Source organism: Cellulosimicrobium sp. MI9406 (assembly GCF_040595865.1).
In the GTDB taxonomy this organism is placed as follows: Bacteria; Actinomycetota; Actinomycetes; order Actinomycetales; family Cellulomonadaceae; genus Cellulosimicrobium; species Cellulosimicrobium funkei.
Genome location: NZ_JALIZI010000006.1, coordinates 303,258 through 326,874, shown reverse-complemented (window position 1 = coordinate 326,874; position 23,617 = coordinate 303,258). Strand labels below are relative to the sequence as shown.

Sequence of the window (23,617 nt, the reverse complement as noted above, 5' to 3'; positions counted from 1 at the left end):
ACGCGTCTGACGTGCGCGCGCCCCGCGGGCCCAGGCCGAAGGACCCCACACCGTGCTCAACCCTGCCCTCACGAGGCGGGTGACCGGGTGGGCCGCAGCGGGATCCGTGCTGCTGCTGGCCGCCTGCACCCCGACTCCACCACCGACACCCGACGCGACGACGCTCGCGTCCCAGGACCTGCCCGACTTCGGGCACGTGCACGACGTCCAGGTCGTGCGCGACGACCACTCCCTCCTCATCGCCACCCACACCGGGGTCTGGACCCTAGGCGACCCGTTCCAGGACGACCCCGGGCCGGTCGAGCGGGTCGGCACGGGCCGCCAGGACACGATGGGCATGACCCTCGCCGTCGACGGCACCGTGTACGCCTCGGGCCACCCTGCGCCCGGGGAGCAGCCGGAGCTCGAGAAGCCCAACCTCGGGCTGATCCGCAGCACCGACGGCGCCGCGACGTGGGATCCCGTCTCCCTCACCGGGGAGGTCGACTTCCACGCCCTGAGCACCGCGAGCACCGGCGACGGCACCGTCCGCGTCGTCGGGCTGGACTCGGGGACCTCCACCGTGCTCGTCAGCGACGACTCGGGCGAGACGTGGTCGCGGGGCGCGACCGTGGAGGCCCGGGACCTGCACCTCCTGGATGCGGACCCGGACACGGTCGTCGCGACCACGCCCACCGGCCTGCAGCTCAGCCGCGACGCCGGCCGGAGCTTCGCCCCCGACCGGGCGGCGCCCGCCCTCGTGCTCGTCGACGACGAGCGGGGCGGAGCGCTGATCGGGATCGACGCCCGGGGCGTCGTCTGGACCGGCACGCCCGGCACCGAGAGCTGGGACAGCCACGGCACCGCGCCCGAGGGCGTGCAGGCCATGACCTACGTGCCCGACGACAGCCCCGGCAACCAGCCGTGGATCCTCGTCGCCACGGAGACCGGCCTGTTCACCAGCCGCGACCTCGGTGCGAGCTGGGACGCGGCGCTCGGCGCCGACCGCGGGTGAGACGTCGCCCGCAGCCTCATGCTCCTCGCGGAACGGTCCGCGAGGGATCCCGGAGGGTGCCGAGCCCCGTCAGCTCCGGGAGCACACCATCGACCACCACGACAGGGGCGGGGGAACCACTCAGGCGAGCACCGCGGTGCTCTCGGGGTGAAGCCGGGCCGCAACCACCGGTCCGGCCGGGTCACTCTCCGACCCGAACCCGACAGCTCACCCCGTAGGCACGAAGGAGACCACCATGAACGCAAGAAACGCGGGACGCCACCGTGCGTCCCACCGACCGATCACGCCGCTGACCTCGATAGCCCGCACGGCGCAGGAGGGGACGGCGAACGCCGCCCGCAAGGGCGTCCTCCTGGCCGCCGGGTCGGGGCTGCTGGTCTCGGGGTTCGCGGCGCCTGCCAGCGCCGCGCCGAGCACGGAGCCGCAGGCCGTGTCCGGGGTCGACCTCAGCGCGCTGACCGAGCAGGCCCGCCAGGCGCTCAGCGCCGCACCGGCGGTGACCGTCTCCGCCGACGCGTCGTTCGCGATCGAGCAGGCACCGGTGACCGTCACTCCCGCCCCGGAACCGGAGCCGGAACCCGAGCCGGAGCCGGAGCGTCAGGAGCGTCCGTCCCGGAGCGAGGAACGGACGAGCACCTCGGCGGAGCAAGGTGCCACGGAGGAGGCCTCGGCTCCCGTCGCGGTGCCGTCGTCGGCGGCGGGCTCGGCCGTGGTCAGCATCGCGGCGCGCTACCTCGGCGTGCCGTACCTGTGGGGCGGGACGACCCCGGACGGGTTCGACTGCTCCGGCTTCACGTCCTACGTCTACGCCCAGGTCGGCATCGACCTGCCCCGGACTTCGTCCCAGCAGCGGTACGCGGGGACGGTGATCTCCCGAGACCAGGCGCAACCCGGTGACCTGATCTGGAGCCCGGGGCACATCGGCATCTACGTCGGGGACAACCAGCAGATCGAGGCTCCGTCGCCGGGCAAGACCGTCCGGTACGGGGAGATCTGGCAGTCCAACCCCACCTTCATCCGGGTGGGCTGACCGCAGGAGGGCCCCACCCGGAGGGTGGGGCCCTCCCTCGACCGATATACCCTTGCGGGGTATCGCTTGCGGGCGCCGGTCCCGTCGGCACGACAGGAAGAAGGACAGGCATGGCGTCCCGGGGACATCGCGGCGAGCACGGGCCGACGGCGGTCCGCCACCAGGCCCGCCGCCAGGTGCGGCACCAGGGCATCGACGCGTGACGGCGACCACCTCGACCGACGAGACGACCCCCACTGACGAGCGGGGACGTCGTCCCCGCCCAGGGCGCACGGTGCCCGGCATCACGGCGTGCGGGCTGTGCGCGGGGGAGACGCTGGCCGCGACCGACACCCGTCCGGGCGGGCAGCTCGAGCGTCTGCGCCGGATCGCCGAGAGCGGGGACGCGCGCCTGACGGTCGTGGACTGCCTCGACGCGTGCGAGCGCGGGGACGTCGTCGTGGTGCGGCCGGTGCCCGCCGCGCGCGCCGCCGGCCCCGCCTGGTTCGAGCAGCTGGCGGGCGACGAGCTCACCGCCGCCCTGCACTCCTGGATCCGCGCGGGCGGGCCGGGCCTCGCGCCCCTGCCCGACCAGCTGGCGCCGCGAGTGATCTCGACCCAGGCCGAGGTACCACCGCCCCCGGACGTCGCTGCCGCGGGGTGAGGGCCCCGTCACCTACGCTCGGGGCATGCCGACCGTCCTGCTCGTCCGTCATGGCCGCACCACCGCGAACGCGAGCGGCATCCTCGCCGGGCGGGCCGACGGCGTCGCGCTGGACGCCGTCGGGCGCGACCAGGCGGCCCGAGCGGCCGAGCGTGTCGCGGGCGTGCCGCTCGCGCGGGTCGTCACCAGCCCGCTGGAGCGGTGCCGGCAGACCGCGAAAGCCGTGCTCGACCACCAGGCGGACGACCTGGAGACGGTCACCGAGCACGGGATCACCGAGTGCGACTACGGGCAGTGGCAGGGTCGTGCGCTGAAGGACCTCGCCCAGGAGCCGCTGTGGTCGGTCGTGCAGGCGCAGCCGTCGGCGGCCGTCTTCCCGGGCGGCGAGTCGTTGGCCGCGATGCAGGCCCGGGGCGTCGAGGCGGTCCGGCGCCACGACGCGGAGGTCGCCGCCCGTCACGGTGCGGACGCGGTGTGGGCGGCGGTCTCGCACGGCGACGTCATCAAGTCCGTGCTCGCCGACGCGCTGGGGGTGCACCTGGACCTCTTCCAGCGCATCGTCGTCGGCCCGGCGTCGATCTCCGTGGTCCGGTACGGGCCGCACCGCCCGGAGGTCGTGGCGGTGAACACCGACGCGGGCGACCTCTCCTGGCTGCGCAGCGCGGCGCCCGCCGGCGACGCGCCGGTAGGCGGCGGCGCCGGGCCGGGCCAGGCCGACGCCGCGCGGTAGCCGGGCAGGCGTCCGACCCGTGGCCGTCCCGTGCGGACGGGCCGTGCGCTCGTAGAGTGAGGTCATGCCCACTCTCGTCCACGAGTACGACTGGCCGGACCGCGTCGTCGTGGGGACCGTCGGGTCGCCCGGCTCCCGCACGTTCTACCTGCAGGCGCGCGAAGGCACGCGGACGACGAGCGTCGTGCTCGAGAAGGAGCAGTCCGCCGTCCTGGCGGACACGATCCAGCGCCTGCTGGACGAGCTCATGGAGGAGCCCGACAACCGGTACAGCGTCCCCGCCGACGTCCCGGCCGAGCTCGTCGACGACGACCCGCTGGACCTCCCGGTCGAGGAGGAGTTCCGCACGGGCGCGATGCGCCTCACCTGGGACCCGCGCACGGCGCAGGTCATCGTCGAGGCGTTCCCGCTCGTGGACGACGACGACCTCGACCCCGAGGCGGACGAGCCGGAGCCCGCCGAGTCGCTCCTCGTCAAGATGCCCGTGGGGACGGCCCGCGCGTTCGCGCAGCGCACGCGCGCCGTCGTGAGCGCGGGCCGCCCCCCGTGCCCGCTGTGCGGCCGGCCGGTCGACCCCGACGGGCACGAGTGCGCGCTGCCCGGCGAGGCGTGACGACCCCGCGCGACGACGCCGCCGCGCCGTCCGACGTCGACCCCGCCGGCCCGCCGCCCGGCCTCGGCCCTGCGATCCCGCCATCCGGTCTCGACCCCGCCGACACCCCGCTCGACGCCGCCCTGACCGAGGCGCCGCTCGACGTCGTCGGGCGGATCCGCGTTGCGTCGAACGCGACGTTCCTCGCCCGGCTGGGCGACGTCTCGGTCGTGTACAAGCCGGTCGCGGGCGAGAAGCCGCTGTGGGACTTCCCGGACGGCACGCTCGCGGGTCGCGAGGTCGCCGCGTACCTCGTCTCGGAGGTGTTCGGCGGGGGAGTCGTGCCGCGCACGTGGCTGCGCGACGGGCCGCTCGGCCCGGGCATGGTGCAGCTCTGGCAGGACGTCGACGCGGCGCAGTCGCCGGTCGACGTCGTGCCCACCGACGAGGTGCCGCGTGACGGCGTGCGGACGGTGCTGGAGGGCGTCGACGAGGACGACCGCCCGGTGAGCGTCGTGCACGAGGACTCGCCGGCGCTGCGGCGCATGGCGGTGCTCGACGCCGTCGTCAACAACGCCGACCGCAAGGGCGGACACGTGCTGCCGCTGGCGGACGGGCGGCGCCTCGGCGTCGACCACGGCGTCACCTTCCACGTCGAGCCCAAGCTCCGCACCGTGCTCTGGGGCTGGCTCGGCGAGCCCCTCGCCGACGACGAGCTCGCGGGCGTCGAGCGCGTGCGCGCGGGCCTCGACGGCGACCTCGCCCACCGCCTGCGCGGTCTCCTCGCGCCCGACGAGGTGGCCGCCCTCGCGGAGCGCTGCGACCGGCTGCTGCGCACGGCACGGTTCCCCGCACCGGAGGGCGACATGCCCGCCGTCCCGTGGCCGCTGTTCTGACGCGTCGCCGCGGCTGACCCGTCGACGGCGCCGCGCCCGACGTCCGCCGGTCCCGACCCCGTGCGTAGACTCGCGCGATGAGCCTTCTTGCCGCCGAGCACGCTCTCCAGGCAGCCCAGCGCGCGGGCGACGCCGCCGCGCTCGACGCGCTGCTGCACCCGCGGTGCGTCGGCGCCGGTCCGGACGGGTCGGTCTTCTCCAAGGAGGACGACCTCGCGAGCCACCGCTCGGGCGCGCTGCGGATCACGCGGCTCGAGGAGGAGTCGCTCGTCGTCCAGGAGGACGGCCCGAGCGGGACGACCCGGCTCGTCGCCGCCGTGGACGCGGTCCAGGACGGGACCGCGCTGTCCGCGCGGCTGGTCTACACGCGCCTGTGGGTGCGCGCGGACGGCGCGTGGCAGGTCCTGGCCGCGACCCTCGCCCCGGCCCCGGAGCCCGTCTGACCGGGCTCGCCCGGCCGGGCCCGCCTGACCGAGCCGCTCGCGCCGAGCCCGCTCGGACCGCGGCGGCTGCACCGGCCCGGCGGCCCGGCCGGCTCAGCGGCCGTGCGGGTCGGACGCGTTGAGGGTCCGCACGACGTCGTCGTAGTCGCCGCGCGCCTCGCCGAACCGGAGGAACTTCACGCGCTCGACGAGGATCTCGTGCGCCGCGGGCTGCGCGCGCAGCAGGTCGACGACCTCGGCGACGAACTCGTCGAGCGGCATGGCGATCGCGCTCTCGCGCTGACCCGGCATGAGATCCGTCGCCACCGACGGCGGGACGAGCTCGACGACGTCGACGCTCGTGTCGGCGAGCTGGAGCCGCAGCGCCTCGCTGAGCATGTGGATCGCGGCCTTCGACGCGTCGTACGTCGGCGTGGCCGCGAGCGGAGCGAACGCCAGCCCGGACGACACGGTGACGATCGTCGCGCGCGGCCGGGTCTGCAGGTGCTCGACGAACGCGCCGACGAGCCGGATCGGGCCGAGCACGTTGGTCGTGACGATCTGCTCCGCGGTGTCGAGGAAGCCCTCGGGGTGGTGCCAGTCCTCGGTGCGCATGATGCCGGCCATGGTGACGAGCGTGTCGAGGTCGGGGTGGCGGTCGAGGACCTCCTTCGCGGCCGTGGCGATGCTCTCGGGGTCGGTGGTGTCGATGCGCACGGTGTCGAGGCCGGGGTGCTCGACGGCGATCCGCTCCAGGAGCTCGGTGCGGCGCCCGCCGACGACGACGGTGCTGCCCTGCTCGTGCAGCGCGACCGCGAGCGCCAGCCCGATGCCGCTCGTCGCGCCGGGGATGAAGACGGTGCTGCTCGTGATGTCCATGCCTCGATCCTGGGCGCCGTGCGCGCGGCGCGGCAGAGTTCGGTGGACGGGGGACCGGCGATCCCTGGCACGGGCGCCGCGCACCCCGGACGATGGGCGCATGGACCGCGCCGCGCTCGCCGACTTCCTCCGCCGTCGCCGGGAGGCGCTGCAGCCGGGCGACGTGGGGCTCCCGCCCGGGCTGCGCCGTCGGGCACCGGGCCTGCGCCGCGAGGAGGTGGCGCAGCTCGCGCTCATGTCGACGGACTACTACACGCGTCTCGAGCAGCAGCGCGGGCCGCAGCCGAGCACGCAGATGCTCGCGTCGATCGCGCGGGCCCTGCGCCTGTCCGACGACGAGCGCGACTATCTCTACCGGGTCGCCGGCCACGGGGTGCCCGACCGGGCGACCGATCCCGGGCACGTGGCTCCCGCGCTGCAACGCGTGCTCGACCGCCTGGACGACACCCCGGCGCTGATCCTCGACCCGCTCGCGCAGACGCTGGCGCAGAACGACCTGGCGCGCGCGCTCTACGGCGACGCGTCGGCGTACTCGGGGTGGGACCGCAGCGAGATCTACCGGTGGTTCGCCCACCCGGCGACGGCGCGGGCGATCTACCCGGCGGACGACCGGGACCGGCAGGGCCGCGCGCTCGTCGCGAGCCTGCGCTCGGCCGTGGCGGTGCTGGGCGCGTCGTCGCGCGCGGGCGAGCTGGTGCGGGTGCTGTCGCGCACGAGCCCGGAGTTCGTCGCGCTGTGGGACCGGCAGGAGGTGGCGCGCCGGTTCGTGGACCACAAGACGCTCGTGCACCCGGTGGTCGGGGAGATCGAGGTGGACTGCCAGGCGCTCACCACGGAGGACCAGCTCCAGGTGCTCCTCGTGCTCACGGCGGCGCCGGGCACGGAGGCGGCGGACAGGATCCGCCTGCTCGGGGTCGTGGGCACGCAGGACCTCGCGGTGCCGTCGTCCGGCCCGCAGCCCTCCTGACGCCTCAGGGGTCGAGGCGCCGGCGCAGCAGGCAGAACACGTTCCCCTCGGGGTCGGCGAGGACGTGCCACGGCTCGTCGCCCGTCTGGCCGACGTCGGCGGGCCGCGCGCCGAGGGCGAGGAGCCGCTCGAGCTCGGCGTCCTGGTCGCGGTCGGTGGGGTTGACGTCGAGGTGCAGCGGGAGCTTGCCGGAGCGCGGGTCGGTGCTCGGGCTGAGGATGAGGGTCGGCTGCGGGCCGCCGAACCCGACGTCGGGCGGGCCGATCTCGATCGACCCGTCCTCCTCGCGGTCGAGCTCGACGTAGCCGAGGACGTCGCACCAGAACCGGGCGAGCAGCTCGGGGTCGGTGCAGTCGAGGACCAGCTCGCTGATGCGGGACGCCATGCCTCGCAGCCTACGGGGCGCCCGGTCCCGGCACCCGGCGGGTGACGCCCGGTCGTGGCACCCTGGCCGTCACACGTGCGGCGAGAGAGGGAGCGGGATGGGTCTGGGCAGACGGCGGTCGGGCAAGCGGGCGGACGAGCGCACCGAGGAGGCTCCCGCCGCGGAGCGCGTCGCCGTCGCGGAGCGTGCCCCTGCCGGGGAGACCGACACCGCTGCGGACCGGGCCGACGCCGTCGAGCCCGCGCGCCCGGCGGGAGCGTCCGCGCTCTGGTCGGACGGCCTCGGTCGCGCGGGCACGCGCTCGGTGCAGGTGCTCGCCCTGGTCGCGCTCGTCGCCGTCGCGGTGTTCGCGGTGACGCGGCTGACGCTCATCGTCATCCCGGTCCTCATCGCGCTCGTGCTCGCCGCGGCGATCTCGCCGCTCGTCGGGCTGCTCCGGCGCAAGGGCGTGCCGTCGTTCCTCGCGACGGTCGTCGCGCTGCTCGCGCTCGTCGTCGTGCTCGGCGTGGTGGTGTGGCTCGTCGCGGCGGCGGTCGTCAAGCAGTGGCCGGAGCTGCGCGACCAGGCCGTCGAGGGCTTCGACGAGCTCCAGACCTACGTGCAGAACCTGCCGTTCGATATCACGGAGGAGCAGATCGCGTCGGTGCGCGACTCGCTCGTCGGTCTGCTCCAGTCCGACGCGGTCGGCGCCGGGGCGCTCGCGGGCGCCTCCCAGACGGTCGACTTCGTCGCCGGGTTCTTCGTGATGATCGTCGTGCTGTTCTTCTTCCTCAAGGACGGCCCGGCGATCTGGGAGTTCCTGCTGCGTCCGTTCGAGGGCGCCCGGTACGCGCGCGGACAGCGCATCGGCGAGACGACGGTCCGCACGCTCGGCGGCTACGTGCGCGGGACGGCGATCGTCGCCGCGGTCGACGCCGTCGCGATCGGCATCGGCCTCGCGATCGTCGGGGTGCCGCTCGTCCTCCCGCTGTCCGTGCTCGTGTTCCTGCTCGCGTTCATCCCGCTCGTGGGGGCCACGCTCGCGGGCGTCCTGTGCGCGCTCGTCGCGCTCGTCGCCGTCGGGCCGGTCGAGGCGCTCATCGTCGTCGCGATCGTCATCGCGGTGAACCAGCTCGAGGGCGACCTGCTCCAGCCCGTCGTCATGGGCCGCACGCTGCGCCTGCACCCGCTCGTGATCCTCGTCGCCCTCACCGCGGGCACCGTGCTCGCGGGCCTCACCGGCGCCGTGCTCGCCGTGCCCATCGCGGCGTCGATCTGGCGCGCGATCCAGGTCTGGGACGGCCCCGACCTCCCCGCGCGGTTCGCGCGCCAGAAGCGGCACGAGACCGTGGACGGCGCGCCGGCGTCGTCGTCCTGACGGCGGGCGCCGGCCGGGCTCACGCCCTGGCGGTCCCCGCGCGCGCCCAGAGGGCGGTGAACTCCGTCGTGTCGATGGGGTGGACGTCGCCGGTCCCGGCGAGGTCGTCGTCGCCGAACGGCTGGTCCGTGAGGAACCCCGCGTCGTCCTCGACGACCTCGTCGTACGCGTACCGGCGCCAGGTCCCGTCCTCCAGCCCCACGACCTGTCGCACGGCGACCACCTCGCCCGCGAGCGGCACGCACGCCCACGCGTAGGCCCGCCCGTCGAGCTCGCGCCCGCTCGCGAGGTACCACCAGCGGTCCGCGTGGTCGGCCGCGCGGCGGAGCGTCGCGACGCTCCGGGCGAGCGCGTGCGCCGCGGCGTCCTGGTCGGTCTCGATGTCGCCGTGCTGCACGGGGACCAGTGTGTCACCGCGGGGGGCGGCACGACGGGCGTCGTCCCGCGCCGCGCGCGAGGATCGGGACGACGGTCCCGCCCGGACGACCGAGGAGCGACGCATGGCCGACCCCGACGCCCCGCAGCAGGAGCGCGCGCCGTCCGGCACGCTCGACGACCTTGCGCGCGGCACGACGACGGCCGGGGCGCTCGCGTTCTTCGACACGCTCGCGCCCGTCGACGGCGAGTCGCTCCCGGGGTTCTGGTGGGGGTCCGGGCTGCCGACGGGGCACGTGCTCGACGGCGCGCTCGAGGCGCTGGGCTGGGCGGGCAAGCGGTTCGAGCGCGGCGGCGACGCGCACCCCCTCCTGTTCGACGGCGCGGGCGGCGGCCTGGTGGACGTCAACCCCGCGTTCGTGCCGCTATCGCTCGTGCTGCGGGCGGCCCCGGCGCTGCGCCGACCGCCGGTCGCCCGGGTCGTGCGGGCGTTGCTGCCGCTTACCCGGACGCGGTCGCCCCGGGCGCGGGTGCGCGCCGTCGTGCACCGGGGCGTGGTGACCGCGGCGATGACCTACGACGCGCTCCCGGTCGAGGACGCGCTGCGCACCGTCGACGACGACACGCTCGTCGGGTGCATGGAGGCGCGCGGCATGGGCCGCCCGTTCTTCTTCGTGCTGCGGCGTGCCGCAGGTCAGGACACCTTGCCCTGGAGCAGCCGCCGCCAGTAGATCGTGGGCTGCAGGTAGCGGTCGAACAGCAGCAGGCTGCGGCGCGGGCGCGCGAGGTCGACGACGCCGAACCCCGGGTCGGGCCGCCGGTCCCGGTCGAACTCGGCGAGGAGCAGGCGGTCGCGCGACGTCGTGACGGGCGCGACCGAGTAGCCGTCGTAGCGCTGCATCGGGGTGCCGCGCCGTCGGGCCTGGATGTTGCGCGCCACGACGGGCACCTGCCGGCGCAGGGCGCCGCCCGACGGCATCGCGTCGACCGCCGCGGCGTCGCCGAGCCCCCAGACGCGCGGGTGCGCGACGTGCTGGAGGGTCCCGGGGTCGACCGCGACGAAGCCGTCGCTCTCCGAGGACGCGAGCCCGCTCGCGGCGACCCACGCCGGAGCGCGGTGCGGCGGTGCGACGTAGAGCGCGTCGTAGGAGATCTCGTCGGTCCCGTGCGGCCCGCGGAGCCGGGCCGTGCGGTGGGTCGCGTCGACGGACACGAGCGACGTCGCGGTACGCACCCGCACGCCGTAGCGCCGGGCGGCGGCGCGCAGCGCGGGCTCCGCGCGCGGGTCGTCGACGAGGCGCGGCGACTCGACCGCGAGCTCGACCTGGATCGCGTCGAGCACGCCGGTGCGGCGCCAGTGGTCGGCGGCGACGAACAGCGGCTTGAGGCCGACGGGGAAGCACGGCACGTGCCGTGCCGAGATCGCGAACACCACCGTGCCGGAGGTGAGGGACGACAGCAGCTCCCACGTCTTCGGCGCGAGGTCGGGCAGGTAGCTCGTCGCGGCGAACGGCGTGCCCATCGCCTGCTCGGCGCCGGGCACCGCGTCCCAGTCGACCTCCGACCCGGGGCACACCGCGAGGTCCCCGTAGCCGAGGGCGCGCCCGCCCGCGAGGTGCACGAGCGAGCGCTCGGGGTCGACGCCGACGACGCGGTCGGGGTAGAGGCGCACGCCGTCGGGCACCACGTCCTCCTGCGGCCGGGTGAGGTCGTCGAGGGTCGCCATGCCCGACGCGACGTAGGAGAGCAGCGGCCGGTACTGGTGCGTGGTCCGCGGGTCGACGACGGCGACGTCGGGGCAGCCGTCGCGGCGCAGGCGCCCGGCGAGCGAGAGCCCGGCGTTGCCGCCGCCGAGGACGAGCACGTCGTGGCGTGCCGGTGCGTTCATGGCGGGTCCGATCTGCCGGGGGCGGGTCGCTCCACGCTACGGCGGGGGCCGCCCGCACGCCCTGCCAACCGGATGCAACCGGGGGGTTGCACTGGCCTGGATAGCGTGCAACTCTGAGGTTGCATCACGAGCGCCGGCCGCGGGAAGCGCCGGCGGGACCGAGACCCGTTCGACGGGACGCACCGGGAGGGCGACATGACCGGACTGCTGCAGGACAGGGTCGCCGTGGTCTACGGCGGCGGAGGCGCGATCGGCGGGGCCGTGGCCCGGACCTTCGCGCGGGAGGGGGCTCGGGTCTTCCTCGCGGGCCGCACGCACGACCGTCTCGACGCGGTCGCGCGCGACATCGCCGCGGCGCGCGGCCGCGCCGAGACGGCTCGACTGGACGTGCTCGACGAGCGCGCGGTCGAGGCCCACGCCGCGGCCGTCGCCGCGGCCGCGGGCGGGATCGACGTCGTGCTCGACGCGGTGAGCGTCCCCCACGACCAGGGCACCCTGCTCGGGGACCTCTCGTTCGAGGAGTTCTGGCGCCCGGTCGAGGGGTTCCTGCGCGGCCTGTTCCTCACGAGCCGGGCGGTGGCGCCCTACCTCGCGCGCGACCGGCCCGGAGTGCTCCTCACGCTGTCCGAGCCGGGCGCGCGGCTCGTCGTGCCAGGCATCCTCGGGCACGGCGTGAGCGCCGCGGGCAAGGAGACGCTGACCCGGCTCCTCGCGGCGGAGCTCGCCCCGGCCGGGGTGCGGGTCGTCGGGCTGCGGCCCCACGCCGTCCTCGACGGGCCGGCCCACGGCTCGTACACGCGCGAGCTGTTCGTGCCCGCCGCGGCCGCGGCCGGGCGGACCGTCCAGGAGCTGCTCGACGACGGCCCCCTCGCCGCGGGGACGCTGCGGGGGCGGCTCCCGACGGTCCAGGAGGTGGCCGAGGCCGCCGCCTTCCTCGCGTCCGACCGCGCCGCAGCGATGACGGGGACGATCGTCAACCTCACCGGTGGCGCGGTGCCCGACTGACCGTCACGACGCGGCGACCGCGCCGAGGCGCCGGGCGATGGCGTCGCACGCGGCGACGAGCTCGGCCGGGCCCGCGGCGAGCAGGTCGGCGTCGAAGGCCGCGACACGCGCAGCGAGCGCCACCCACGACCACGACCCGAGCCGGACCCGGCAGCGCTCCGGGCCCGCGGCCTCGACCGCGCCGTCCTCGACGAACGGTGCGACCACGCGCGCCGGGGCGGCGAGCTCGACCCAGCCCTCGCACGGCCACCGCGTGGCCGGTGCCTCCCAGGCCCCCGGGCTGCTGGACGTCGCCGCCGTGCCCGAGGCCCGGTGCGCTGTGCTTCCCGTCGCCGTGCTGCCTGCCGTCGTGCTGCCGGCGGGCGGCACGGGGCCCGCGACGGCGCCCGTGAAGCGCGCCGCGACGAACGCGCCGACGTCGCCGCCGGGCACCTCGCGCGCAGCGAACCGTGGTCCTGTCGGAGTGCGCGGCGTCATCCGGTCGAGCCGAAAGGTGCGCCAGTCGTCGCGGTCGAGGTCCCACGCCACGGCGTACCAGCGCCCGTCGTGCGCGACGACGTGGTGCACCTCGGCACGGCGCGGCGGCCGGACGCCGGTGCGCGGGTCGTCGGGCCGCGCCGTCCTGGATGCCGCGTCGGGGCTCGCGTCCGGGTTCGCGTCGAGCGCCACGGTCGCGTAGTCGAAGCGCAGCACCTCCCGGCGACGGGCCGCCGCGCTCACGGCGAGCAGGACGTCGAGGTCGACCCGGACGGCCGGGCGCCCAGGTGTCGGAGCGACGGTCGTGACGTCGACCGCGTCGACGCGGTGCCGCAGCCGGGCGGGCAGCACCTGCCGCACGGTCGTGAGCGCGCGGACGGCGGCCTCTGCGAGGTCGTCGCCGACGCCGCTCGCGGTGATCGTGCGCAGCGCGACCGTGAGGGCGACGACCTGCTCGTCGTCGAACAGGAGCGGCGGGAGCTCGGCGCCCGCGTCGAGGCGGTAGCCGCCCACGCGTCCCCGCGTCGCGACGACGTGGTAGCCGAGCTCGCGCAGCCGGTCGACGTCGCGCCGCACCGTGCGGGCGTCGACGCCGAGGCGCGCGGCGAGCTCGGGGCCTGTGCGCTCCGGGCGTGCCTGGAGCAGCGCGAGCAGCAGGAGGGTGCGGCGCGAGGTCTCGGTCATGGCTCCATGCTCCCGCAGAATGCGGACATGATCCGTCCTGATGGAGCGCGAGAGTCGTGGGGTGCGCACGGGCCGACGGCCCGGCGCACGGCCCCCGGCGACCGTCGCGGGTCACGAGCCTCCCGAGGAGAGCCCATGTCCGTCCAGACCACCCCGCACCTCAACTTCCGCGGCGACGCCCGTGCCGCGCTCGTGCTCTACCGGTCCGTGTTCGGTGGCGAGCTCGTCGTCACGACGTACGGCGACCTCGCCCAGACGGCCGACCCGGCGACCGCCGACCTCGTCGTCTGGGGCCAGGTCAGCGCGCCGAGCGGGTTCCGCGTCATGGCCTACGACGTCCCTGCCGACCGGCCGTGGAGCCCGGGCGAGGCGCCGTTCTTCGTGTCCGTGCGCGGCGAGGACGTCGAGGAGGTCCGCGGCTACTGGGACGCGCTCGTCGACGGCTCGACCGTCGTCGCGCCGCTGGCGTCGTCCGACTGGGCGCCCGCGTACGGCATGCTCACCGACCGCTTCGGCGTGACCTGGGTGCTGGACGTCGCAGCGCCCCGCTGACCGGGACGTCGACCGGCGAGCACGGGATCGGCGACCGGATCCCTCCCGATCCGGTCGCCGGTCCCGTGCTCGCGCACCGGGAGGTGTCAGGCTCAGGCGCGACGGCGCACCAGTGCGACCGTCGCGAGCCCACCGAGCACGAGCAGGAGCGCGAGCACCAGGGCCGTCGCCGCGTCAGCACCGGTCGAGGCGAGCCCTGCGGAACCGGGCGCGGGCGTCGGGCCGGCGGTCGGTCCGGGCGTCGGGGTCGGCGTCGGGGTGGGGACCGGGTCGTAGGTGTTCGTCACGACGAGCTCCGCTGTCCCGTCCTCCGCGACCGTCACGCTCTCGGGCGTCACGACGGTCTGGGTGAGGAGCGTGGTCGCGGTGCTGCCGTCGACGGTCTCGGTGACCGTGCAGGTCGTGCCTGCGGGGATGCCGTCGAGCTCCAGGGCCACGTTGTCCGTGCCGGTCAGCCCGCCCGGGAGCTCGACCACCTGGTCGAACGCGCCGTCCGGGTCGTCGCACGTCAGGGCGAGCGTGATCGGTCCCTGGGTGCCGGCCGCCGGACCGTCGACGGCCTTGCGCACGAGCAGGCCCCCGGTCGCGATGTCATACGTGTTGGTCACGGTGACACTGACGGTGGTGGCGTCGCCGATCACCACCGACTCCGGCTCTACCACGGTGTCCGTCACGACGACGCTGCCGTTGTCCCCGTCGTCGGACTCCGTGACGATGCACGTCCACCCTGTGGGGAGGCCGGCGAGGGTCTCGGTGCGCTCGCCTGCGGCGGCGCCCGCCGGGATCGTGACGCTGCGCTCGACGGTCCCCTCGCCCTCGGGCTCCGTGCACAGCACGTCGAGGACCACGTCGGACTGGAGCCCTGCGCCGTCGCCCGCGACGATCTTGGTGAGGTCGAGGGACCCGGCGTCGAACGGCTCGAGCAGCGCGCCGGCACGTCGCGTCAGCGTGCTGGGCTGGGCCAGGATGAGTTTCTGGGCGGCCTCCCGCCCCACGTTGGTGCCGTCGTAGAGATAGACCGTGCTCTCGAGCACCGAGACCTGTCTGTCCAGCACGAATGCGTGCGGGCCCGTCGGGGACGTGATGCGGGCCCAGAGGGTCGCGCCCGGCTCGACGGTGGCCCCGTCGGCGAGCGGGGTCGTCCCCTCCGGGTCGCTGAAGACCTCGATGCCGTAGAAGTGAAGGATCGCGGGACCGTCCGACTCGACGGTGAACGGTCCGACGACCTCCCCGGTCGAGGGGGCGTCGAGCGTCTCGGGGGTGACCTCGAGGGTCGGCGGGACGGGCTCCGGCGCCGGGCCGTTCGCGAGGGCATCCGCCACGATCTGTGCGACGAGCGGCCGGACGGCATCCGTCGTCGCGAGGACGTAGGAGTCCGAGAAGAACCAGATGGCGGACTGCACGGCGGCCGCGCGGGCATTCGCGTTCGGTGCGCCGGCGGGCTCACCGGTGATCGGGTAGTAGTTGTCGAGGATGTAGCCGATGTACCCGAGATTTGGCACGTTCGCCTCGTCCCAGGTGCCGAGCTCGTAGTTGACCCCCACCTCGGTGTCGGTGAGCAGGTCGATGCAGTAGGTGGACGCCGTCTGGCCGGAGACCGTGTCGGTGACCTGGATGGTCCCCGCGAAGGATGCGTCGTCCGCCGTGGACCCCGCGGGGACGTCCGCCGGGTATCCGGCGAGCGGGTCGAAGCCGGCGGGCGCGGTGAATCCGGCGACCGCCTGCCCGGCTCCGAGGCTCGTGATCGACAGCTCCGTGAAGATGCCGCGTGGTCCGGAGGTGCCGCCGTCGGGGTTCGGCATGGCTCGGGTCGGGGGTGCACCTGCTACGAGCACGACGAGGACGAGGCACGCGGCCGCGAGCCAGGCAGCCAGTCGTGCTGCGCCGTTCCGGGACGTCGGCGTGGTCGCTGCGTGCACGGTTCCCCCTGAGGTACGTCGAGACGGGCGGTTCTCAGAGTCCCACCAGGACGTGACGAGCGCCACACTTTCCCGCACTCGATCGTTCGGCGTGTCGGCTGTACGCGCCGGGACGCGGGCTCCTCCCTCCAGGTGCAGGGGGACCGAACCGAGGGGGAACCCATGCCCGGAAGCAAGAAGTCGGCACCGCGGAAGCCGAGCCGGCGCGAGGTGCCGCAGACGCCCGACACCGTCGACGCGCTGTACCCGCCGCTGCCCGAACGCATCCCGTTGACGCTCGAGTCCATCGCGGGCGACGAGCCCACGTACGCGGAGATGCTCGAGTCCATCTGCGGCGCGACCGACGACTCCCAGCCCGTCGAGCAGTACGACGGCACGCTCGGCGTCACGCGCGCGTACGTGGACGCCCACCAGAAGCAGGCCGTGCAGGTCCAGTGGAACGCGGGGCTCGGCGGCGTCTTCACCAACCCCGGAAACGTCGACGGCGTGCGCTGGGGGAGCGGCACCCTGATCGCGCCCGACCTCGTCCTCACGTGCGGGCACCTGTTCGACCAGAGCGCCGACGGCTGGGTCCTGCCCCGGCAGAACGGGTCGATGCAGGTCCTCACGCCGCAGCAGATCGCGACGAGCATGCACATCAACGTGCTCTTCCAGGTGGACCCGTCCGGCGTCCTGCGCACCGAGCAGAGCTTCCCGATCGTCGCGCTCGTGGAGTACCGGCTCGGCGGCCTCGACATGGCCGTCGTGCGTGTGGGCGGCACCCCGGGGAACACCTACGGGTTCACGGCCGTGGCCACGGCCAACCCGACGGTGGGCGACATGCTGGCGATCATCGGCCACCCCGCCGGGATGCCCAAGCGCGTCGAAGCGGGCCCGGCGACGGTCGTCACGACGAACCAGATCCGGTACGACGACATCGACACGCTCGGCGGCAACTCCGGGTCCGGGATCCTCGGACCCGCGGGCGAGCTCGTCGGCGTCCACACGAACGGCGGCTGCAACGCGGCCGGGACCGGGTCGAACTTCGGCACGGCGATCGCGGGCATCCGTGCCGTGTCGCCGACGCTCCAGGCCCTGCCCCACGGCGCGCGCACCGCGACCGCCGACGACGGCTTCACCTCCCTCGCGCAGGACGTCATCGCGACCGTCAAGGCCGCCGACCAGGTCGGCACGCTCCTGGGCGCCGACACCGCGCGCGCCGTCGACGTGCTGACGATCCGGCAGGCCGACTCGCACACGGTCGCCGACCAGATCGGGACGTCGTTCCTCCGGGACCAGGGCGGCACGCCACGCGCCCTCGACTCCGTCTTCCAGGGCGACACCCGCTTCGCCGCGGACAACCCCGTCGGCACCGGGATCGCGGGCGACGTCGGCTCCGGGCCCGGCGACACGCTCCAGGAGGGGATCGTCGACCCCGGCGACCTCTTCGACCCCGTGGTCAACCCCGTGATCGGGCGGCTCGTGCAGGCGGGCGCGCTCGCCGGGGCGCGGCCGTTCGTCCAGGGCGCGGAGTCGCTCGTGGACGAGGACGGTCCGGGCGAGGCGGTCGACGTCGTCGGCGCCCTCGTCGAGGCCGTCGCCGAGGCGCGCGCGACCCTCGAGGCCGTCGAGGCGACCCTCGCCGCGCTCCAGGCCGGGCAGTGACCCGGGCGACCTCGCTCACGGACCGGACCGGGAGACCACGATGATCGGCATCGTGTCGCACGCGGACGACCTCCACACCACGGAGGTCGTCCGCCACCTGAACGCGCTCGGCGCGCCCCACGCGCTCCTCGACACGGGGCACGCGCCCCGCGACGTGGCGCTGACCTCGACCCAGGACGCCGCCGGGTGGCGCGCCGACTGGGTCGACACGAGCGCCGAGGGCGTGAGCGCGGTGGACACCACCACGCTGCGCGCCGTGTGGTGGCGCCGACCGCAGCCGTTCGCGCTGCACGACGACCTGCGCTCCGCCCAGGATCGCGGGTTCGCCCACGGCGAGGTCGCCGCGGCGGTGTCCGGGCTGTGGTCGTGCCTGCCCGCCACCTGGGTCAACGACCCGGACCGCGACGAGGCCGGCTCCCGCAAGATGTGGCAGCTCCAGGTCGCCGCGCGGCTCGGGCTGCGCGTTCCGCGCACGTGCATGACGAACGACCCGGCCCGCGCCCGGGAGTTCCTGCACCGGGAACCGGGACGGGTGATCTTCAAGCCGTTCAGCGGCACGCCCGCGACGTGGCGCGAGACCCGCCCCGTGCGGGACTCGGACCTCGCGCTCATCGAGAGCGTGCGGTACGCGCCGGTCATCTTCCAGGAGGCCGTCGCGGGGTCGGACGTGCGCGTGACGATCGTCGGCACGGAGCTGTTCGCGGCCGAGCTGCGCACCGAGGAGTCGGCGTACGCGTACGACTTCCGCGTCGACACCCACCACTGCCCGACGTCCGTGCACGACCTCCCCGAGCACGTCGCCACCGCTCTCCTGCGGCTCATGGAGGTGCTCGGGCTCTGGTACGGCGCGGTCGACCTGCGCCGCACGCCCGAGGGCGACTACGTGTTCCTCGAGATCAACCCGGCCGGGCAGTGGCTGTTCGTCGAGTACGCGACCGGGCAGCCGATCGCCGCGGCGCTCGCGGCGCTGCTGGCCCGCCTCGACCGCGAGGAGGCCCCGGGCGCGACGCGGCGGCGCACCTGGCGCGGCAGCGCGGACTGAGCGCTGGGCCTGTCGCCGGGCCGTCGCCGGCCGGTCACAGGCGGGGCGGTGTCCGTGCGCGTCAGCGCCAGCGGTCGCGCCACCGCTCCCACGGTGGCGCGACCGTCCAGTTGAGGCGCAGCGTGCGCCACGCGCGGTCCATGCGGCGACGGCGCTGGCGCCGCCCGCGCAGCGAGCGCGCCGACACCCCGACGCGCCACGACCGGTCGAGCACCGTGCGCCGGCCCGGGCCGAGGCGGAACGACAGGTCGAGGTCGTCGTGCACCTCGGGGTCGTCGCGTACGACGGCGTCGCGCACGGCGGTCCACGCCGAGCGGCGCAGGGCCATGCACGAGCCCCAGAGCGCGGTGTGGCCGAGCGCGAGGTGGCACAGCACGTAGTACGCGCCGAGGTAGGCGATCGCGACGGCGGCGCGCGCGCCGCGCGGCAGGTCGTCGAACGTGCCCGTGCCGGTCATCGCGTCGAGCGTCGGGTCGGCGGCCATGCGGTCCGCGACGCGCTGCACCCACCCCGGGTCGGGGAGGGAGTCGGCGTCGAGCCGCGCGATGACGTCGCCGCGCGCGGCGTCGTACCCGGTCGCGGCGGCGGCCGGGATGCCGACGTGGTCCTCGCGCACGACGACGGCGCCCCAGCGGCGCGCGACGAGCGCGGAGTCGTCGCGCGACGCGTTGTCGACGACCACGACCTCGAGCGGCGCGACGGTCTGCCGTGCGATGCGCGCCAGGCAGCGGTCGAGCGCGGCGGCGTCGTCGCGGACCGGGACGACGACCGACACGGTCGGGGCGGTGCGGGGCGTCACGGCCGGTGCTCCCGGACCGCGGTGCCGCGCGCGAGGAGGACCCCGGCGACGACCGAGCCGAGGAGCCCCGTCGCGAGGTCGGTGACGGTGTCGCCGTAGCCGACGCCGATCCGGTCGTCGAGGAACGTGTGCCCGGCCCACTCGCCCAGCTCCCACAGGATCGCGAGGACCGCCCCGAGACCCGTGGTCACCACGACGACGCCCGTGCGCCACGGCCGGTCGTCGGCGTGCGGGGAGGGCAGCGTCCCGACGCGGACGAGCGTCACCGTCGCGAGCGCCGCGATCAGACCGGTGCAGACGGCGTGCACGGGCAGGTCGAGCCACGGCACCGCGCGGTACCACTCGAGCTGGGCGGCCCAGGCGGAGGCGAGCAGCGCGGCCCCGTAGCCGACGTCGAGCACGCCGGTCACCCCGAGGGCGCGCGGCACCATCGTCCCGCCGAGCACGAGCAGGAACAGCGCGACGCCGACGCCGTCGAGCGTCGCGCCGGCCACGACGACGCTGAGCGCGGCACCGGCCCGGACCGCGTCGCCCGCGAGGATCGCGCCGCGTGCCGGGGCGGCGAGGGAGGTGCCCGCCGTGGGGGCGGGGGTGGCGGGCATGCGGTGCTCCTGGGAGGGTGGTGCGGCGGCGGGGATCACAGCCTCACACCCCGGCGTCGCGCTCGCACGCCCGTCCGCCGGGAGCGCTCGTGGTCGCGCCTCCCGCCGCGCTCGTCGTCGCGCCTCCCGACGTGTCCGTCGCGCGCGTCCGTCCGCCGTGCCCCTGCGGCACGGCGCAGGGGGTCAGCCCCAGGTCGCGGTCGCCGGGTCCACGCCGTGGGAGCGCGCGTTCGCCTCGACCGCGGCGCGCAGCCACGCGGCCAGGCCCGGGGCAAGGCCGTCGTAGTGGGCACGGAACCCGGCGTCGTCGACGAACCGCCGTGCCAGGCACACGTGCCGCGCGGGCGGGCAGTCGAAGTGCGCGCCCATCGAGGCGCGGTGCCTCTCGGCGAGGGCGGCCGCCCGCGGCGACGCGGGGTCGACGCCCGCGCGGCACGCCGCCGCGAGGTCGGCCTCCAGGGCCGCGACGTCGTCGGCCAGGCGCTGCCAGTCCTCGGGCGTGCGCTCCGCCGACCGCTCGGCGTACTGCGCCCACTGCGCGGTGTCGCCCCAGAGCTCGCGCGCCTGCCCGGGCCACGCCGGGTCCCAGCCCTCCCCGAACAGCGCGACCTGCTCGGTGGGCGTGAGCAGGAGCCCGCGCTCGCGCGCCGCGACGAGGCGGTCCAGCGCGCGTGCGGTGCGCTCCATCCGGGCGATCCGCTCCCCGAGCAGCGCCCGGTGCCTGCGCAGCGCGTCCAGCGCCTCGGCGCCGGTCGCGTCGAGGAGCGCCGGGACGTCCTCGAGCGCCACGCCCAGCTCCCGGTACGCCACCACCCGCCGCAGCCGTGCGACGTCGGCCGCCGCGTAGAGCCGGTAGCCCGCCGGCGTCCGTGCCGAGGGGCGCACGAGCCCGACCGCGTCCCAGTGGTGCAGCGTCCGGACGGTGACGCCCGCCGCCGCGGCTGCGTCGCCGACCGTCAGCGGGTCGGCGCCGCGGCCGGGCATCGGGTCGGTGGTCACGTGACCCAGTGTCCACCGCGGAGCCGCGGTGCTCACGGGGCGGGCGCCTCGATCCCGATGCCCTCCAGGAACCGGGCGGGGTCGCTCCCGGCGACGAACGGGCGCGCCGCCGTCATGACGACGCGCGCGTTCTCCGGCGTGCGCACCTCGACCTCCACCGACCCCCACGGCATCTCGCGCGGGCCCGTCGTGCAGCCGGGCGTCACCGCCTCGCACGCGGCGACGATCGCGTCGACCTGCGACAGCACGCACGAGAAGCTCACCGTCAGGGCCGGCAGGTCAGGCGCGGGGGTGCCCGGGACGAGGAGCACGTCCTGGAACGCCCAACGGCGCAGGTGCACCATGCCGCCCGGCACGGAGAACAGGTCGAAGAACCCGAGCCCGTGCGTCCAGAGCTCGACGGACGCCGCGAGGTCGTCCGTCGGGACGGTCACGAACTGCGGCATCCCGTAGATGCCGCGGAACGGCTCCGGGGCGACGGCGTCGGGCCCCGGGACGGGGACGGGGGAGAGGTCGAAGGCGGGGAACGTGTCGGTCATGCGGGCAGCCTGCGCCCTGACGTCGCGTCAGGGTCAAGCGCCCGCGCGCGTCTCGTCGGCCAGCAGCGCGTACACGACGCCGTCGACCCAGCCCAGGTCCCGGTGCAGGGAGTCGCGCACCCCCACGCCCTCGCGCCGCATCCCCACGCGCTCCATGAGCCGCCACGACGGCTCGTTCGCGAGGAACGCGCTCGCCACGACGCGCCGCAGGCCGAGGTCCTCGAAGCAGACCCGCAGCAGCGCCCGCACGGCCTCGGTCGCGTAGCCCTGCCCCTGGTGCGCCGGGTCGAGCACCCAGCCGATCTCGGCCTCGTCGTCGTGCGGACGGTCGACGACGTCGCGCTGCGCCCAGCCGTCGCGGACCGCGAGGTAGAGGTCCCCGACCACGGCACCTTCGCGCTCCACGACGAGCGTCGTCGCGAGCCGGCCCGGCTCGACGTGGTGCTCGCGCCACTCCTCGACCGCCGTGAACCGCTGCGTGAGCCACCGGTCCACCTCGGGCAGGCCGCGGTAGGCGAACAGCGCGTCCGCGTCGTCCGGCCGGGCGCGCCGCAGCGTCAGGCGAGCGGTCCGCACGGGCCACGCGACCCGCTCCAGGGTGTCGGGGCGCTCGTCGGTGGCGTCGGTCATGCGCCCACCCTGGCACGTCCGGGGCCTGCGCATCGAGGGGATTCCCGCGGCGCGGCACCGCCGTCGCGCGCCTCCGCCCCGACGACGGGCGCGTGCGACGGCACGCCCCGCGCCGGTCTAGGGTCGCCCCCATGACGCTGTTCCTCGACGACCCCGACGAGGGTCTGTCGCCCGCGACGAGCCACCCCGCCTTCGTGTCCCTCGCGCCGGAGCCGTTCTACGACGAGGGCGCGGACTTCGCCCCGTTCGGCAACGACGCCGGGCACGACGCGCTGCGCGACCTCGAGGAGTGGTACGCCGCCGACGGGCGCGACGACGCGCTGCCCGCCTTCGTCGACGGCCTCCTGGCGGCGTGGGACCTCGGCGTCCCCGAGGACGTCTGGGCGTCCGGGCGGCAGGGCGCCGCGGACCGGCTCCGGGGCGGCGACGTCGACGAGGCGGCGCTCGCGGCGGAAGCCCGCGCGCAGATCGCGATCGTGCTCGGCCAGCTGAAGATCCGCGGCGGGCTCACGCCTCACGCGCGGGCCCTGGGCGTCGCGGTGCTCGACGTGCTCGCCGCCCTCAACGACCACGCGCGGGCCGTGAGCCCGGGCTGGCGGCACGCCGACGCCGACGCCGCGGCGACCGCCGCGATGGTCGCCGTCGTGCGGGCCGCGCCGGACCTGCCCTGACGACCCCGGCCTACGCCGACGGCGGGTCGTCGTCGGCGCGGCCGCCGACGAGGTTCCGCACGCGCTCCCTGCGCGCCCGGTAGCGCGCCCCGAAGCGCTCCTGCGCGCGGGCGAGCCGGCGCGGCCGGCGCCCGTACCGACGTCGGGCCCAGAACGACGACGGCTTTGCCAGCCGCACCGCGCCCACGAGCGCGACGACCGGGACCACCACGCCGACCAGGCCCGTCGCGAGCTTGCCCTTGAGGACGCACACGAACGCGAGCGCGAGGTGCACGACGACCGTCACGGTGTAGGCGAGCCAGCCGCCGGAGGCGTCGTCCGACGTGACACCGATGGGTGACGCGGACAGGAGCAGCGCTCCGCCGAGGGCCCCGCCGACGAGGATCGCGTCGATCGAGCGCTGGCCCTCCTCGGACCAGTAGACGTCGTCGACGTAGAGCCACAGCGCGAACTCGTCGAGCGCGAGCGCGGCGCCCGCGCCGAACAGCAGCGCGAGCACCTCCGACCACGGGTGCCCGGGGGAGTAGCGGAGCTCGAGCATGCCGGTCAGCAGCACGAGCAGGATGCCCCACACCTGGTGGTGCACGTGGACGCCCCCGATCGACACGTCCCCGAGGAGGGACCGCCGCGACGGCGGCGGGGCGTCGTCCGCGGGCTCGTGCCCGGGCGCCCCCGTGGTCGTCGCCGCGGCGGCCTCGGCGCGGGCACGGATGCGGCGCGTGATCGACCGCACGACGACGAACGTCACGACGAACCCGACGAGCGCGAACAGCGCCGGGGCGCGGCCCGTGTCGACGACGTGCTCGGTGTACCAGCCCACGGTCCCCTCCCGGCCGGTGGTCCTGGGTCCATCGTCCGAGGTCCGGGGCGACCCGTCGAGCGGGCCGCCCCGGACC

The 23,617-nt window shown here is 75.7% G+C and carries 27 protein-coding genes and 1 riboswitch; of the genes, 15 read left to right on the top strand and 12 right to left on the bottom strand.

The genetic code is table 11. The annotated features are described in order from the left end of the window. Positions 1–52: 52 nt before the first annotated feature. From MT994_RS13550 to MT994_RS13520, 7 genes are all read left to right on the top strand, one after another. The gene (locus MT994_RS13550) at positions 53–994 is read left to right on the top strand and encodes a F510_1955 family glycosylhydrolase (protein WP_354806679.1); all 942 of its coding nucleotides are present in this window, start codon (positions 53–55) and stop codon (positions 992–994) included. A 47-nt stretch (positions 995–1,041) separates the two neighbouring features. After that, positions 1,042–1,230: riboswitch (cyclic di-AMP (ydaO/yuaA leader) on the top strand. Next, positions 1,230–2,024 (top strand): C40 family peptidase, encoded by a 795-nt coding sequence (locus MT994_RS13545; protein WP_076404815.1) that lies wholly within the window; start codon positions 1,230–1,232, stop codon positions 2,022–2,024. Its footprint overlaps the riboswitch before it by 1 nt. 199 nt (positions 2,025–2,223) lie before the next feature. Continuing rightward, positions 2,224–2,667, top strand: a complete 444-nt coding sequence (locus MT994_RS13540) for a hypothetical protein (RefSeq protein WP_228485344.1) — start codon at positions 2,224–2,226, stop codon at positions 2,665–2,667. Positions 2,668–2,692: 25 nt separating this feature from the next. Beyond that, positions 2,693–3,397: a histidine phosphatase family protein gene (locus tag MT994_RS13535; protein ID WP_354806677.1), complete on the top strand. Its 705-nt coding sequence runs from the start codon at positions 2,693–2,695 to the stop codon at positions 3,395–3,397. Positions 3,398–3,461: 64 nt separating this feature from the next. Beyond that, positions 3,462–4,010 (top strand): DUF3090 domain-containing protein, encoded by a 549-nt coding sequence (locus MT994_RS13530; RefSeq protein ID WP_354806676.1) that lies wholly within the window; start codon positions 3,462–3,464, stop codon positions 4,008–4,010. Between the two features lie 122 nt (positions 4,011–4,132). Next, the gene (locus tag MT994_RS13525) at positions 4,133–4,885 is read left to right on the top strand and encodes an SCO1664 family protein (protein ID WP_354806704.1); all 753 of its coding nucleotides are present in this window, start codon (positions 4,133–4,135) and stop codon (positions 4,883–4,885) included. A 77-nt stretch (positions 4,886–4,962) separates the two neighbouring features. Further along, the gene (locus tag MT994_RS13520; RefSeq protein ID WP_354806675.1) at positions 4,963–5,328 is read left to right on the top strand and encodes a nuclear transport factor 2 family protein; all 366 of its coding nucleotides are present in this window, start codon (positions 4,963–4,965) and stop codon (positions 5,326–5,328) included. Between the two features lie 93 nt (positions 5,329–5,421). On the opposite strand, the gene MT994_RS13515 is transcribed toward MT994_RS13520, so the two are convergent. Then, complete coding sequence (locus tag MT994_RS13515; RefSeq protein ID WP_354806673.1) at positions 5,422–6,186, bottom strand: SDR family NAD(P)-dependent oxidoreductase; 765 nt, start codon at positions 6,184–6,186, stop codon at positions 5,422–5,424. Positions 6,187–6,286: 100 nt separating this feature from the next. Here MT994_RS13515 and MT994_RS13510 point away from each other — a divergent pair, with 100 nt between their 5' ends. Beyond that, positions 6,287–7,153: a helix-turn-helix transcriptional regulator gene (locus MT994_RS13510; RefSeq protein WP_354806672.1), complete on the top strand. Its 867-nt coding sequence runs from the start codon at positions 6,287–6,289 to the stop codon at positions 7,151–7,153. A gap of 4 nt (positions 7,154–7,157) precedes the next feature. On the opposite strand, the gene MT994_RS13505 is transcribed toward MT994_RS13510, so the two are convergent. After that, positions 7,158–7,538, bottom strand: a complete 381-nt coding sequence (locus MT994_RS13505; protein ID WP_114553458.1) for a VOC family protein — start codon at positions 7,536–7,538, stop codon at positions 7,158–7,160. 97 nt (positions 7,539–7,635) lie between these two features. Here MT994_RS13505 and MT994_RS13500 point away from each other — a divergent pair, with 97 nt between their 5' ends. Then, the gene (locus MT994_RS13500) at positions 7,636–8,895 is read left to right on the top strand and encodes an AI-2E family transporter (RefSeq protein WP_354806670.1); all 1,260 of its coding nucleotides are present in this window, start codon (positions 7,636–7,638) and stop codon (positions 8,893–8,895) included. Positions 8,896–8,914: 19 nt separating this feature from the next. Here the strand turns inward: MT994_RS13500 and MT994_RS13495 are convergent, their stop codons facing one another. Beyond that, complete coding sequence (locus MT994_RS13495; RefSeq protein ID WP_354806669.1) at positions 8,915–9,292, bottom strand: hypothetical protein; 378 nt, start codon at positions 9,290–9,292, stop codon at positions 8,915–8,917. 103 nt (positions 9,293–9,395) lie between these two features. On the opposite strand from MT994_RS13495, the gene MT994_RS13490 reads away from it, so the two are divergent. After that, a complete protein-coding gene (locus MT994_RS13490) occupies positions 9,396–10,001 on the top strand; it encodes a DUF4334 domain-containing protein (RefSeq protein ID WP_354806667.1) in 606 nt (201 codons plus the stop codon). On the opposite strand, the gene MT994_RS13485 is transcribed toward MT994_RS13490, so the two are convergent. Then, complete coding sequence (locus tag MT994_RS13485) at positions 9,965–11,158, bottom strand: FAD-dependent oxidoreductase (RefSeq protein ID WP_076404825.1); 1,194 nt, start codon at positions 11,156–11,158, stop codon at positions 9,965–9,967. The two genes, MT994_RS13490 and MT994_RS13485, sit on opposite strands and share 37 nt — an antisense overlap. A gap of 195 nt (positions 11,159–11,353) precedes the next feature. Here MT994_RS13485 and MT994_RS13480 point away from each other — a divergent pair, with 195 nt between their 5' ends. Continuing rightward, on the top strand, positions 11,354–12,163 hold the full coding sequence (locus MT994_RS13480; RefSeq protein WP_354806666.1) for an SDR family oxidoreductase: 810 nt from the start codon (positions 11,354–11,356) through the stop codon (positions 12,161–12,163). A 3-nt stretch (positions 12,164–12,166) separates the two neighbouring features. Here the strand turns inward: MT994_RS13480 and MT994_RS13475 are convergent, their stop codons facing one another. Then, positions 12,167–13,324 carry a WYL domain-containing protein gene (locus MT994_RS13475; protein WP_354806664.1) on the bottom strand — a complete coding sequence of 386 codons (1,158 nt, stop codon included), beginning with the start codon at positions 13,322–13,324 and terminating at the stop codon, positions 12,167–12,169. Between the two features lie 135 nt (positions 13,325–13,459). On the opposite strand from MT994_RS13475, the gene MT994_RS13470 reads away from it, so the two are divergent. Beyond that, complete coding sequence (locus MT994_RS13470; RefSeq protein WP_354806663.1) at positions 13,460–13,876, top strand: VOC family protein; 417 nt, start codon at positions 13,460–13,462, stop codon at positions 13,874–13,876. Between the two features lie 92 nt (positions 13,877–13,968). On the opposite strand, the gene MT994_RS13465 is transcribed toward MT994_RS13470, so the two are convergent. Then, positions 13,969–15,795, bottom strand: a complete 1,827-nt coding sequence (locus tag MT994_RS13465) for a thioester domain-containing protein (protein ID WP_354806661.1) — start codon at positions 15,793–15,795, stop codon at positions 13,969–13,971. 162 nt (positions 15,796–15,957) lie between these two features. On the opposite strand from MT994_RS13465, the gene MT994_RS13460 reads away from it, so the two are divergent. Together MT994_RS13460 and MT994_RS13455 are read left to right on the top strand one after the other, a co-directional pair. Beyond that, entirely contained in the window at positions 15,958–17,439 is a 1,482-nt protein-coding gene (locus tag MT994_RS13460; RefSeq protein ID WP_354806659.1) for a serine protease, read from the top strand. Positions 17,440–17,479: 40 nt separating this feature from the next. Then, positions 17,480–18,481, top strand: coding sequence for an MvdC/MvdD family ATP grasp protein (locus MT994_RS13455; RefSeq protein WP_354806658.1), 1,002 nt, complete (start codon positions 17,480–17,482; stop codon positions 18,479–18,481). A 61-nt stretch (positions 18,482–18,542) separates the two neighbouring features. On the opposite strand, the gene MT994_RS13450 is transcribed toward MT994_RS13455, so the two are convergent. The 5 genes from MT994_RS13450 to MT994_RS13430 form a co-directional block, all read right to left on the bottom strand. Beyond that, entirely contained in the window at positions 18,543–19,280 is a 738-nt protein-coding gene (locus tag MT994_RS13450) for a glycosyltransferase family 2 protein (protein ID WP_354806656.1), read from the bottom strand. Then, the gene (locus tag MT994_RS13445) at positions 19,277–19,882 is read right to left on the bottom strand and encodes a hypothetical protein (RefSeq protein WP_354806654.1); all 606 of its coding nucleotides are present in this window, start codon (positions 19,880–19,882) and stop codon (positions 19,277–19,279) included. Before MT994_RS13445 ends, MT994_RS13450 begins: the two co-directional genes overlap by 4 nt. A 183-nt stretch (positions 19,883–20,065) precedes the next feature. Then, positions 20,066–20,881 (bottom strand): MerR family transcriptional regulator, encoded by an 816-nt coding sequence (locus MT994_RS13440; protein WP_354806653.1) that lies wholly within the window; start codon positions 20,879–20,881, stop codon positions 20,066–20,068. A gap of 32 nt (positions 20,882–20,913) precedes the next feature. After that, on the bottom strand, positions 20,914–21,420 hold the full coding sequence (locus MT994_RS13435) for a hypothetical protein (protein WP_061268454.1): 507 nt from the start codon (positions 21,418–21,420) through the stop codon (positions 20,914–20,916). Positions 21,421–21,453: 33 nt separating this feature from the next. After that, a complete protein-coding gene (locus MT994_RS13430; protein ID WP_354806652.1) occupies positions 21,454–22,050 on the bottom strand; it encodes a GNAT family protein in 597 nt (198 codons plus the stop codon). A gap of 131 nt (positions 22,051–22,181) precedes the next feature. On the opposite strand from MT994_RS13430, the gene MT994_RS13425 reads away from it, so the two are divergent. Beyond that, positions 22,182–22,721, top strand: coding sequence for a hypothetical protein (locus MT994_RS13425; RefSeq protein ID WP_354806651.1), 540 nt, complete (start codon positions 22,182–22,184; stop codon positions 22,719–22,721). 10 nt (positions 22,722–22,731) lie between these two features. On the opposite strand, the gene MT994_RS13420 is transcribed toward MT994_RS13425, so the two are convergent. Then, positions 22,732–23,541 carry a hypothetical protein gene (locus tag MT994_RS13420; protein WP_354806650.1) on the bottom strand — a complete coding sequence of 270 codons (810 nt, stop codon included), beginning with the start codon at positions 23,539–23,541 and terminating at the stop codon, positions 22,732–22,734. Positions 23,542–23,617 lie beyond the last annotated feature (76 nt).